We start from the raw sequence: 12,591 nt of genomic DNA on the forward strand, positions 1-12,591 counted from the left end.
AAAAAAACCCACGATTGACGTGGGTTTCATCTACTTATAATTTTTTTTAACTACAATTAGAAATCAAAGCTTACGCCAAGTTTATAGGTACGTCCTGCACCCAATGTGGTAAAGCCACTGTTAAATACACCCGCCCAATATTTTTCATCTGTGACGTTGTCAATATTGGCACGGAAAGTCGTATCTACACCGCCAAGATTGGTTGTGTATTTCGCACCGATATCGAGTAACGTATAGTCAGGAAGTTCGAGCGTATTGGTATTGTTGAGATATTGGCTATCTACATAGTTAGCACGTGCATTCACACTTAAACCATCCACCGGGAGTTTATACTCAATGCCAAGCCCTGCTGTGAACTCAGGTTGACCTTCTACTGTATTTCCCGAAAGCTCAACTTTTCCACTCATACCTTTGGTATATTCAGCATCAATATAAGCCAAGTTACCCCAAATAATCACATCATCTGTGACATTGCCTGAGAATCCATACTCAAGTCCTTTTGAGGTAGTTTCACCACCATCTGTCGTAATCTGAGTCGATCCATTGATCGGGGTGGCATAAAACTCTGTAATTGTACTTGGTTTTTCAATTTGATATGCAGCAAGGGTATGTAACCAAGAACCATGTTGATATTTTGCGCCCATCTCATACTGTTTAGTTTGGAATGGTGCGAATGTTTTTCCAAAATTCACATCTGTTTCCGTCGTTACAGTATTGCCTTGAGACAACCCTTCTACATAACTTGCATAAAGCGAGATATCTTCACCCCAAGGTTTCACCACGATCCCTAAACTTGGTGAGACTTTATCTTCGCTATATTCAACGCCAGTCAATGGATTTTTGATGTCCATATCTTGGTAACGTGCACCTAAAATGAATTGTAATTTATTATCAAGCACTGAAATTTGATCAGTGAATGAATAACTGATGAAATCATTATCGGCCTGTTTAAATATTTCAGGCGCCTGCTCTGGCATATGACCTTCGTGGCTTGGATCGTAGAGATTGGTGACAAATGGGACAGCTGTAGATCCTTGTCCTTTATGTTTCACTGTTTCAATATTTAAGTAGTCTGCACGTAAACCAATTTTATGTTCAATTGATCCAGTATTAAATGCACCCTCTAAACCTAAGTTTGCTGAGGTATTATTTTGCTTTAATTTTACATGATAATATTGAGAGTTCGCGTCACCTGCATCATTGATTACGATCATGCGTGTACCAAAAAGATGCCCTTGATATTTTTGTTCTGCAGTACCAACGCCAGCAATGACTTTTAAATTATCTAGTAATTTATATTCACCTGACAATCCAACATATTGTGCTGATTGTTTACCATGGATATTCGGGAAAAAGTTACTACGACCGTCAGGTGCATCTAAGACTTTGCCAAGCTGTGCAAATGAAACCATCGCAGGCGAACCACCTTCACGTTTATCATCCGTCACATAAGCATCAAAATTCACTTTTGCTTTATCAGTGGTCCAATCTAATGCTAATACGGCTGAGGTACTTTCATCTTCTAGGCCATCAACAACATGTTCACCTTGTCCATAATTGGCACTTAAGCGAGCACCAAACTGTTGATCTTGACCAAAGCGGCGTGCAACATCAAAGCCAGATTTATAAAAACCTTCTTCTTCGAAATTCGCGGTGACACGGGTAAGTTCTTTGTCTGCACGTTTCGTATTTGCAACGATTACACCGCCAACGCTTCCACCCGGTGCCATCCCTGCAACAAGTGCATTCGGTCCTTTGAGCACCGTCACTGAATTGAGAATATCTGTGGTCACACGCCCCGTAGGTGCCATGCCATAAGTACCATTTAAATTGTAATCTTCCCAATTCACACCAAAACCACGAATACTAAAGTTTTCATTGAGATGCCCACTATTGGTCGTGGTACGAATACTTGGGTCGATCTTTAAGACATCCATAATGGTATGCGCGTGTGCATCTTGAATGGCTTGATCGCTGTAGTTACGGATGGTAAACGGCGTGTCTAACACATCCTTTTCACCTAAAATATTCAGTGTAGCTTTTTTTTTCAGTTTACCTGTGACATCGGTTTCTTGTGAGTCTGCTTTTACTACAATGGTTGCCAATTGTGTTGGTTCTTGCGCAACTGCAAAACACGGTATAGAAACTAAAGACAGAAATAATAGATTTCTTTTCACGTGGATGCCCTCTTATATACGGTTTTGGGCACATCATACACAATTTAAATGATAATGATTTTTATTTATAATTAATTTATCATTAATATTTACTTTTGTTTTTAACTAATTCACAGTTATATTCGATCATATTACAACCTTAGAAAAGTATCTCGTCCAACTTATTCAGAGCGACTTAGTTTGAAAATTTAAGTAAGCATAAATATCAAGTTATCGATCGAAGCACAGTGAATCTAGCCATGAATAATCTAAGACAGTATTAATTAAAATTTTAAATATGACCAAAAATTATGAGGTGGTTCTTAGAGTTACAGATACTGTGATCAAACATTTGGAAAATAAAAGTTGTCTTTTAAAAGGTTTTTTGCACAACTCCATGCTTTAATTTCTAGTTAACTAATTAAGTTATAGGCGATGTACCACATGATTAAAGCAATCAAAATATCCAAGACTTGCCATGCGCGGGGATTGTGAAAGTAAGCTGATAGATATTGCGCACCAAAACCCAAACTAAAGAAAAATAACCATGATGCCGTGATCGCACCTATGGCAAACGATAATAAGTGATCTTCAAATTGCGTCGATATTGCGCCTACAAGCACGACAGTATCTAAATACACATGAGGATTCAGCCATGTAAATGCCAAGCAAATGAGAATAATTTTAAACCATGAAACAGCCGTATGATGATCAAGACACATCGATTTTTTGGTCGAAAATGCTTGATAAAAATGATGTAAACCATATACCACTAGAAATATAGCCCCACCCCATTGTGCATATGTCATCACTTGTGGATGGTCTGAGATAAACTTCCCAAATCCAAATACACCAGCCAAAATTAAAAGTGAGTCTGAAAAGGCGCAAATGAGGCAAATAGACAGAACATATTCTTTTTTTAAGCCCTGTTTAAGGACAAAAGCATTCTGAGCGCCTATCGCCATAATCAAACTTAAACTCGTTACAAAGCCATTAAACAGTACGGATAAAGACATAAAACACCTAATATTTATCATTAGGCGGATTATGAACAATTCAATCTCAAATTGAGTATTATTAAATTAATATTAAGTTCATTAAGTTTTATTAAATCATGATTTTCAATTATAAAGACTGTGTCGCGTTTATCACCGTGGCGGAAACTGGAAGTTTTGATCTGGCAGCTAAAAAGCTTTGTCTCTCTGCGGCTGCAATTACTCTTCGTGTCCAACAATTGGAACGGCAGATTGGTCAAACATTAATTCTTAGAGAACGACCTTGTCGTGTGACACATTCAGGTGAAATATTGCTTGAACATTTATTACGGCAAAAGCGTCAAGAAGAAAATGTTCTGCAGCTTATTCAGGGAAAAAATCAAAATTCTGAGTTTTATAAAATTATCATTGGAACGAATGCAGATTCATTAGAAACTTGGCTTTTGCCTGCGATTGCTGAACAGTTAATAGAGCATAAAATCACAATACAACTTCGAATAGATGATCAGGATCATACGCATCAATTAATGGAATCAGGCTATGTAAATGCATGTATAAGCGCTGAATCCCAACCCATGACAGGTTGCCACTCAGAATTTTTGTTCACGATGCGTTATCAAATGGTGTGTACGCCAGAATTCAAATTAGCATGGTTTAAAAACGGACTAAATCGAGATTCCTTTCGCCGTGCGCCTGCGGTCATCTTTAATGATAAAGATCATTTACATGAAACGGTTCTACTGAATCAATTTGGATTACCGCAATCTAGTTATCCATATCATTATGTCCCCTCTTCTAAGTCATTTGTCGATGCAATCCAACTCGGCTTAGGCTATGGCATGGTGCCTGAACTGCAAATTCAAGACTTACTCGATCAAGGACAATTGATTTGTTTGTTGCCTGAGGCAACACAAGACGTTGATCTATATTGGCATCATTGGAAACAGCAGTCCCCACAACTCAAACATATTACTGACATACTTATGACATTAAAAAAGCAGTGATTGAATCACTGCTTTCTTTTTCTCAATTTAGTTGGCTTTCCATTGCCCTTCAAGCTTGATATTCACTTTTTCGCCAATTCCACCAATCGCTTTGCGCATACCGAAATCACTACGGTTGATGACTGTTGAAGATTGTACATTCAACACATTTGGATTCGATGCATTTGGAGTTAAAGTTGTATCAAATGAAACTGGGCGTGTCACACCACGCATAGTGAGTTGTCCATCAAATTTGTATTTATTATTTCCTAAAGCACGAATTTGATTACTTTGAAAGGTCACAGTTTTATATTTGCTTGCATGAAAGAAACTGTCACCAAAGACCATATCCTTTAAAGAGTTTTTGCTCAGTTTAAGGCTATTCACATCCATCACAAATTTAGCTGAACCTTGATTAGGCTGTGCCGGATCAAAATTCATCTGTGATTGATACTTTTGAAATTGCCCATTTACAATCGACATTCCTGCAGATCGGATATCAAAGCTGATCTTACTTCTAGGTGATAGTGTCCATGTTTGCGCTTGAGCAAAAATAGAAGCAGACAATAGCACTGTGGCCAAACTCATTTGTGTAATAGTACGCACGATTTCCCTCGGTTTTCTTGTGTTAAACACAATCATTCAATTGATGCACTCAAACTTGTACTGTCTTGACGTTGGAATTTAGTTTTAAGTTGTTGGTAAATTTCTGAATTTTGAAACGCTTGTAAAAATTGCATGGTTCCGTGGGGAAGTTCTTTTTCCATAATTTCCCCCCGATAGTATGCTTCGCGAAGTGGTGTTGCAGAAATTGCACCTTTTAAACTATCGAGTTCCAACATCTCCCACTCTGGGAAAAATTTTAGATAATAGGATGAGTCATCTTTAAAGTGGCCGATTAAGCCAACTTGATCATTTGGCTGTACTACACTCGCCACTAAAGATTTGACCAATTTTTGCCATTTTTCATCATTATAAACATCAATGACGTGTACAAATTTGATTCTTGCCTGTTGATCAGGAGAAAAGTTAGACAAAATCATCTGTTCACGTTCAATGGCTAAAAATGGATTTTTTATATTCCGCTCTAATTGAGCAGAACCAAGCGCTAAAATAACGTTCTGGCTATGCGTCAGCGCAATTTTAATGGTTTCCATATGTGCCAAATGAAAAGGCTGAAAACGTCCGATATAAACCAAATAATCAAATTTATAATTCATCGCCAAGTCACGTTTATGAACTGATCAGTTATGTCACTCTTCGCCAGAATACGACATAATAGATTTCATAAAATCTATATTAATTGAAAGCAAGGATAGTACGATGTCATTAAGTTGTATTCAACAACCTCATGAGCATTTAAATGCAAAATTAGAAGATGGTGTGCTGACCTTGGCGATTAATCGTCCTAAAGCCAAAAATGCATTATACGGCGAATTATACCTATGGATCGCCAAAGCCCTTGATGAAGCAGACAAAGATCAAGCTGTTCGTGTGGTCATTTTACGTGGCGAAGATGCGGATTTCAGTGCTGGTAATGATATGCAAGACTTCATGAAATCTGCGGCGATGAAAGATCAAATTCGTCCAGAAGATGGTCCTCCTTTCGTACTGTTAAAATCTGCTGCTAAATTTTCCAAACCCTTGATTGCTGCGGTACGTGGTGTCGCAATTGGTATTGGCGTAACGATCTTATTGCATTGCGACTTAGTTTATGCAGATAACACTGCTTTGTTCCAAATTCCATTTGTAAGCTTAGGTCTTTCACCTGAAGGCGCATCTAGTAAATTACTAGCACGTCAAGCAGGTCATGTGAAAGCAGCAGAACTTTTATTAACTGCTGATAAATTCGACAGTGAAAAAGCATTGGCTGCAAACTTGATCAACAGTATTGAATCTGACGTTTATGCAATTGCCGCTCAAAAAGCCACTCAACTGGCTTCACTACCACTTGCTTCTCTCGTGCAATCTAAAGCCTTAATGAAACATGATGTTGATGAGATCGTGTCCTGGATTGATCATGAAGCAGTAATCTTTATGGGGCGCGTCGGTTCTCCAGAAATGATGGAAGCTGTACAAGCTTTTATGCAAAAACGTAAACCTGATTTCACACAATTTAATTAATCTAAAAGATCCGAGTCTCACGACTCGGTGAATACTCTCTATCTAAGGAATGGATCATGACGACTGAAAAAAAACGCTACTACGAACCTGCACCACAAGGCATTGATGTTGAAAATTTCAAAAAGGTCGTGACCAGTCGTCGATCTGTTCGGAAGTTTACAGAAAAACCTATACCGTCTGATATCCTCGATCAATGTTTAGATTTAGCACTCTTGGCCCCTAATTCATCTAACTTACAACCTTGGACTTTTTATGTTGTACAAAATCCTGAAAAGAAACATAAGATTGTAAAAGCGTGTCTAAATCAATGGGCTGCGCGCACTGCGGCTGAATTGATTGTCTGTGTCGCACGTACAGATCGAATTAATGAAATGGCAAAGCTGAATATTCAAGAATTTCCATTTCCTGAGATTCCTCCACTCGTCAAAAAATATTACACCTATATTCCACTGAATTATAAAACGGGTTACTTAAATGCAATTGGTAACTTTAAGAAAGTAACTTTCAAGGTAGCACGTACTTTTGACAAACAAATGCCTGTTACCGCTTTTACACCTGCGGATGCCAAACTTTGGGCAGCGAAGACAACTGCTTTAGCCTGTGAAAATCTTGTACTTGCGCTCAGAGCTTATGGATTCGACAGTTGTATGATGGAAGGTTTTGACGAACCTTTAGTATGTAAAACATTGGGGCTCAATACTAAAGAGTTTCCAATTATGGTCATTGGTGCGGGAGAGCGTGCTGAAGATGGTGTGTTCTTCCCACAATATCGTTTCGATCGAGACTTATTTATTCAAAAAGTTTAAATGTAATATCACACATTTTTGATGACTTATTTTTCGTGTTGACACTTCAAACAATTGCTTACTGTTTGTAGTGTCAATTTTTTTCTTTTATCTCGATTTATATTTTTGATTGTATTTTTCCAAAAATGATTTTAAGCCAAAATATTAATTGAGAATAAGATGAAAATTAAACTTCCCTCAAGCATTGTTAAACATATAGATCATTCAGCTCTAGTAAATGGTCAAGCTTTTGATGCAAACACTGCGATCCACACACCTCTCGGAAAATATACCTGTGTACACTACGGGATCATGATTCCCAATCTACCTGCCCCATTCAACTTCTTAAATATGATTGTGGTTGCAGGACAACCTCTCGTTAAAATATTCAGAAATTCTCATTTAATAAAAACTTCAGATTTAGATACCGCAAATCTATTAATTGGTACTGCTGCAACGCAGCCTAATTTATTTTCTGGATATAGTATACAGCATGAATGTTTACTGGCGACTAATGGTCAATATCTCAAATTCGGTAATGACTTAGTTATAGAGGTTAACTACCCAGACATTAAAGCAACTCGCCAAGGTCATGCTTTCAATTATGAAATTAAATTAAAAGCGACTGATAAAATCGCACATTTCGTTAAACTCGCCGGAAGCATGTATGAACATTAGTCACTGCTTTGTGAGTACCAAGGATATTTAGAAATCGATGGACAGAAAACTCAAGTTCAAGGTCTATGCACCTTCGAATATGCACGTGGTGTCAATATCAACATTCCCATTCGATTTTTTACTTATCAAATCTTAAATATTAATAACCACACTCAAGTCTTATTTGTGGACACTCATGGTCCAATGGGCTTAGTTTTGCAAAGTCGTGTTTATGTTCGTTCTGTAGATCATCATGGAGGAATATACGAACGAGGGCTTGAATCTGTGGTGCATGAATATGAGCCTGAACCTGTAACTACACCAAATGGCATTAAAATGCGTTTACCTCGAGTCTTTGAATGGCAAGTCAATGATGATCAAGGCAATCTTCTGATTTCTATTTATGGCAAGGCTAATGGCGACTTTAAATATGGTATGGCTGGCGGTTATGCAGGTAGTTACCAATATTCAGGTCAATTCAAAGGTCAGCATATTCAGGGTCGAGGTTATATTGAGTATATTGATCCTATAAGCAATTAAGCGCTTCAAAATAAACTTTCAATAATTAAGCCTCATGAGATGGGGCTTTGACATTTAAAGACATGTTCATTCATTCAAATTATTTCTAAACTCATTTCAACATTATAATTTCAGCATTTTAAACTGAGGATAGAGCATCCTTAGTTTTTCCAATGCATGACTTGAGTCTTGAATATCGGTATGAGCGCAAGAAAAAGTAAAATCAGAACTGATGCTGGTATTTTTCCAAGCATGGTATACGAGACACTGCAAAATATGGGCGTTGATGTGGATTTAATATTTTCGCAATTAAATGCGTTACAACATCCAATCGACTATCCTCAACGCGATTTAAGATATGACAATCGTGTTCAAAAAAAATTCTGGGAACTCACAGAAGTTATTACACAAAATTCCAATATTGGTTTAACTGTCGGTCACCATCTCCCCACTTTTCGTGGTCAACTTTTTGAATACATTTTTTTAAGTAGTGCAAATTTTGGCGATGCATTAAAAATAGCAATGAAATACTATCAATATTTCACTACAGGATTGGATATTGAACTTCACATAGAAGATGACACCGTTACCCTAAAAGGTTTTCATCACCCTGTCCGTCATTATTTAGAATGTACGATTACCATTGTTTTATCTTTTTTTGATTATATCAGTCAGGGAAAATTTCAAGCACAAGAAATTTGGCTCAGCTACGACAATACAGAATTTCAGGACTTATATCATGAGCTATGGCATTGCCCAGTTTATTTTAATCAGCCTTATGGTTGTATAAAATTCAAAGCAGAAATTCTAGAATATGCCTCTCCGTCTGCTCAGCCTGATTTATTTCTGTTACATCAAGCTATCATTGAGAAGCACATTGAACTTGTAGATAAACATGAACTAGTCATTCAAATTGAAGAGGCTTTAGGCGAACAACTAAAATTAAGACAATTCGCTCTAGAAGATATCGCAAGAATTCTTAAACTCTCCCCGCGTAAAATCCAAATTTCACTCAAAGATATTGGAACGAATTACGAGAATGTTCTAACGTCATTCAGACAAAAACTTGCTCGTCAGTTACTAGCGAAAACCGCACTCAAACATGATGAAATTGTCTATTTAACAGGGTTTTCAGAGCCATCAGCCTTTTCTCGAGCCTTCAAATATTGGACAGGAGAATCTCCATCCTCGTATCGTCAGCGCATACAAAATTCAACCGATCATGGGTCAATAGAAATAATGTGTAAGAATTCAAAAGCTGGTTCTTCATAAGGATGACTGGCTTTTAATGCACGTGCCACTTCTATGGCTTTATCTTCAGGCACAATAGTTTCTACACGCCATTCTTCAACTTGTTCAAGCTCTCCAACTTGACCTATAAAAGGTTGAGCCGCATTGACAGGTTTAAATTGACCTAAGCCCTTGACCTGCCAAGCGCATTGCTCATAATCACCAATTCCGCCTGCACCTGCTTCAAATACTGCCTGTTTCGTCAACTCTAGATGTGATTCTGGTACAAAATAGATCAGTTTAAGCATTAATGACCTCTTCCGCGCTTTTCCGCTCTGTTGTCATTTGCATAAGGGCTTCAGTAATCATTTTCAATGCAATATTGTTTGAATGACGATGATAATTCGCATATAGACCAAGCTGTGGTAATTGCTCATCTGTTTTAACAATTTTGATATTATGATTTAAAAACTTCAGGAGGTATTCGGGAGCAAAACTAAAGCCCATTCCCAAATTAATCAGATTGATATGCTGTAATACATTAGTCACCCACAGCATTTGATCATCCATCTTTTCGAAGGGAACTAAAACATTTAATTTGTCATAGAATATTGGTGAAGCATTTTGTTCACACATAATGACTGATGAATTTTTTAATTCTTGTAGTTTCAATGTCCGTTCTGAAGGATGAAGATTGTCTGCAGCCACCAAATAAATTTGTTCTGTCAAAATATGGATATCTTCATAATCTGAATGATCCATTTTGTATCGAGTAAAACATATATCAAGTTCAGCATTTCTAAGTTTTTGTATTTGCTCAGTACAAGTCAAACTGTGTAAATGAATTTTAAGATTAGGAATATTCTTTCTTAACTGCGCCAGAATGCTAGGCATCAGTTTCAGTTCAGCCACATTCAAAAATCCAATGTGAATCTGATTATTCTTTTGCTGAGCGACCTGTCTAGCTGCAGCTACAGCTTGCTTGGCATTGTCCAGCGTCAAAGCTGCGTATTTTAAAAATGCTTCCCCCTCATCAGTCAGTTTGACTTTACGAGTGGTCCGATCAAATAAAGTAACACCGACTTCGTGTTCAAGATCTTTAATTTGCTGACTGAGTGATGGTTGTGCGGTATAGAGCTTTTCGGCAGCTTTAGTAAAGCTTTGCTCTTGCGCAACAGTCATAAAATACCGTAAATGTCGTAATTCCATATCTCAATCAGCCCATCGTGCATAAGTGCACGTTCATTACTTTGAATTTTATATAGATCGATAGTTTATATGAATACGACTATAGATCACTGCACTTTTTTTCTAGACTGACTCAATTCAAAAACTCTCCCCATGTATTCAATTCATTTAGGAAAAAGCATGTCTCAACATTTTGACACTGATGTTCTTGTCATTGGTACTGGTCCTGCTGGTTCAACTCTGGGGCTTGCCCTTGCCAATTATGGCGTCAAAGTTCAATTGTTTACCCAGTTTAATTGGTTAGCCAACAGTCCTCGTGCACATATTACTAATCAACGTGCCATGGAAGTCCTCCGTGATTTAGGTATCGAAGAACAGGTGAAGGAAATCGCAACACCTTGGGAACACATGGGTGAAAGCCTGATCACAACCAGTTTAGTCGGCGAAGAAATTGCCCGTATCAGTGCTTGGGGCACAGGCGATGAACGTCATGGCGATTATATCAAAGGAAGTCCATGCCCTTTAGTAGATCTTATCCAACCTAAAATGGAAGCGCTACTCGTTAAAAATGCGGCTGAGCGAGGCGCTATTTTTAACTTCAATACTGAATATTTATCTCACGTACAAGATGAACACGGTGTGACTGCGACTTTCCTCAATCGGATAACCAATACCGAATTCAATTTACGCGCCAAATACTTGGTGGGAATGGATGGTGCACGTTCAAAAGTCGTTGAACAGCTTGGATTACCCCTTGAAGGCGTGATGGCACGGGCTGGTACAGTCTATGTAACCTTCAAGGCAGATTTGTCTAAATACGTTCAGCACCGTCCTGCGATTTTGCAATGGATTGTCAATCCTGAAGCCAGTTTTGGTGATTTAGGTATGGGGCTATTGCGTGCTATCACCCCATGGAATGAGTGGATTATGGGTTGGGGCTTCGATATTTCTAAAGGTGAGCCTCAAGTGACTGAAGAACAAGTTCGCGCACGCCTTGATGCCTTCGTTGGTGAGCATGTAGAAGATGTCGAAATTCAAAAATTGTCTTATTGGTACGTGAACCAAACATGGGCAACTGAATATTCGAAAGGTCGCGTGTTCTGTGGTGGCGATGCCGTACATCGTCATCCACCATCAAGTGGTTTAGGCTCAAATACCTGCATGCAGGATGCCTTTAACCTCGGTTGGAAACTTGCATATGCAGTTAAAGGTTGGTCTCAACCTACGCTTCTCGATTCTTATACCGTTGAACGTGCGCCTGTAGGTAAGCAAATTGTTGCACGTGCCAACCAATCACGATTTGATTATAAACACCTCAAAGAAGTTTTTGGTTTTGATCAAGGTGTAACAACCCAAAAGCAAATGCTGGAGCGTATTTTTGCTGAAAATGAACAAGGCGCTGAAATACGTACAAAACTCTACAATGCATTAGCAATTAAAAATTTTGAATTTAATGCTCAAGGTGTTGAACTGAATCAGCGTTATAGCTCAAATGCTGTCATCTCTGAATCAGAACCTGAAGTATTTAAACAAGATGATCAACTTTACCTACAAGCCACTACACGCCCTGGAGCAAAAGTACCGCATACTTGGCTCATCAATGCTAAAGGTCAAAAAGTTTCAACTCTAGATATTACGGGCAAAGGTCATTTTACCTTACTCACAGGCCTCTCAGGCAAAGGCTGGAAACAAGCTGCTGAAAAACTTAATCTTGGGTATTTAGATGTTATTCAAATCGGTTCAAGAGATTATCGTGATGTCTATGGTACATGGAATGCGAAGTCTGAAATTCATGAGTCTGGTGCTGTTTTAGTACGTCCAGATGGCTATGTTGCTTGGCGTTATCAAGACAGTACCAACGATGCTTTTGATTATGAAAGTACATTGAAAGCAGTTCTTAGACATGTGCAATTAATCGTTTAAAATTTTCAAAGACGATTTTGTTAAACATTAT

At 38.1% G+C, this 12,591-nt stretch carries 11 protein-coding genes and 1 pseudogene; 6 read left to right on the forward strand and 6 right to left on the reverse strand.

What is annotated here, in order from left to right; translation table 11 throughout:
* Positions 1–56: 56 nt before the first annotated feature.
* Positions 57–2,177, reverse strand: coding sequence for a TonB-dependent receptor (locus tag AC1M9I_RS05470; RefSeq protein ID WP_481594691.1), 2,121 nt, complete (start codon positions 2,175–2,177; stop codon positions 57–59).
* 392 nt (positions 2,178–2,569) lie between these two features.
* Positions 2,570–3,172 (reverse strand): LysE/ArgO family amino acid transporter, encoded by a 603-nt coding sequence (locus AC1M9I_RS05475; RefSeq protein ID WP_481593459.1) that lies wholly within the window; start codon positions 3,170–3,172, stop codon positions 2,570–2,572.
* A gap of 101 nt (positions 3,173–3,273) precedes the next feature.
* On the opposite strand from AC1M9I_RS05475, the gene AC1M9I_RS05480 reads away from it, so the two are divergent.
* Entirely contained in the window at positions 3,274–4,155 is an 882-nt protein-coding gene (locus AC1M9I_RS05480; protein ID WP_481594746.1) for a LysR family transcriptional regulator ArgP, read from the forward strand.
* Positions 4,156–4,182: 27 nt separating this feature from the next.
* Here AC1M9I_RS05480 and AC1M9I_RS05485 read toward each other — a convergent pair whose 3' ends face one another.
* Together AC1M9I_RS05485 and AC1M9I_RS05490 are read right to left on the reverse strand one after the other, a co-directional pair.
* Positions 4,183–4,740: a YceI family protein gene (locus AC1M9I_RS05485; protein WP_481610789.1), complete on the reverse strand. Its 558-nt coding sequence runs from the start codon at positions 4,738–4,740 to the stop codon at positions 4,183–4,185.
* A gap of 32 nt (positions 4,741–4,772) precedes the next feature.
* Positions 4,773–5,354 carry a nicotinate-nicotinamide nucleotide adenylyltransferase gene (locus AC1M9I_RS05490; protein WP_481610790.1) on the reverse strand — a complete coding sequence of 194 codons (582 nt, stop codon included), beginning with the start codon at positions 5,352–5,354 and terminating at the stop codon, positions 4,773–4,775.
* A 103-nt stretch (positions 5,355–5,457) separates the two neighbouring features.
* On the opposite strand from AC1M9I_RS05490, the gene AC1M9I_RS05495 reads away from it, so the two are divergent.
* The 4 genes and pseudogenes from AC1M9I_RS05495 to AC1M9I_RS05510 all read left to right on the forward strand — a co-directional run bounded on the left by AC1M9I_RS05495 (position 5,458) and on the right by AC1M9I_RS05510 (position 9,491).
* The gene (locus tag AC1M9I_RS05495) at positions 5,458–6,258 is read left to right on the forward strand and encodes an enoyl-CoA hydratase-related protein (protein WP_180028453.1); all 801 of its coding nucleotides are present in this window, start codon (positions 5,458–5,460) and stop codon (positions 6,256–6,258) included.
* 56 nt (positions 6,259–6,314) lie between these two features.
* The gene (locus AC1M9I_RS05500; protein ID WP_481610791.1) at positions 6,315–7,064 is read left to right on the forward strand and encodes a nitroreductase family protein; all 750 of its coding nucleotides are present in this window, start codon (positions 6,315–6,317) and stop codon (positions 7,062–7,064) included.
* Between the two features lie 330 nt (positions 7,065–7,394).
* Positions 7,395–8,240, forward strand: a pseudogene (locus AC1M9I_RS05505) (DUF6670 family protein).
* A 168-nt stretch (positions 8,241–8,408) separates the two neighbouring features.
* Positions 8,409–9,491, forward strand: a complete 1,083-nt coding sequence (locus tag AC1M9I_RS05510) for a helix-turn-helix domain-containing protein (RefSeq protein WP_481610792.1) — start codon at positions 8,409–8,411, stop codon at positions 9,489–9,491.
* On the opposite strand, the gene AC1M9I_RS05515 is transcribed toward AC1M9I_RS05510, so the two are convergent.
* Positions 9,440–9,757: an NGG1p interacting factor NIF3 gene (locus AC1M9I_RS05515; protein WP_481594695.1), complete on the reverse strand. Its 318-nt coding sequence runs from the start codon at positions 9,755–9,757 to the stop codon at positions 9,440–9,442. The two genes, AC1M9I_RS05510 and AC1M9I_RS05515, sit on opposite strands and share 52 nt — an antisense overlap.
* The gene (locus AC1M9I_RS05520) at positions 9,750–10,658 is read right to left on the reverse strand and encodes a LysR family transcriptional regulator (protein WP_481594696.1); all 909 of its coding nucleotides are present in this window, start codon (positions 10,656–10,658) and stop codon (positions 9,750–9,752) included. Before AC1M9I_RS05520 ends, AC1M9I_RS05515 begins: the two co-directional genes overlap by 8 nt.
* 159 nt (positions 10,659–10,817) lie before the next feature.
* Between AC1M9I_RS05520 and AC1M9I_RS05525 the strand changes: the two genes are divergently transcribed.
* Positions 10,818–12,560 (forward strand): FAD-dependent oxidoreductase, encoded by a 1,743-nt coding sequence (locus AC1M9I_RS05525; RefSeq protein WP_481594697.1) that lies wholly within the window; start codon positions 10,818–10,820, stop codon positions 12,558–12,560.
* Positions 12,561–12,591 lie beyond the last annotated feature (31 nt).

It is taken from the genome of Acinetobacter sp. ANC_7553 (assembly GCF_056779895.1).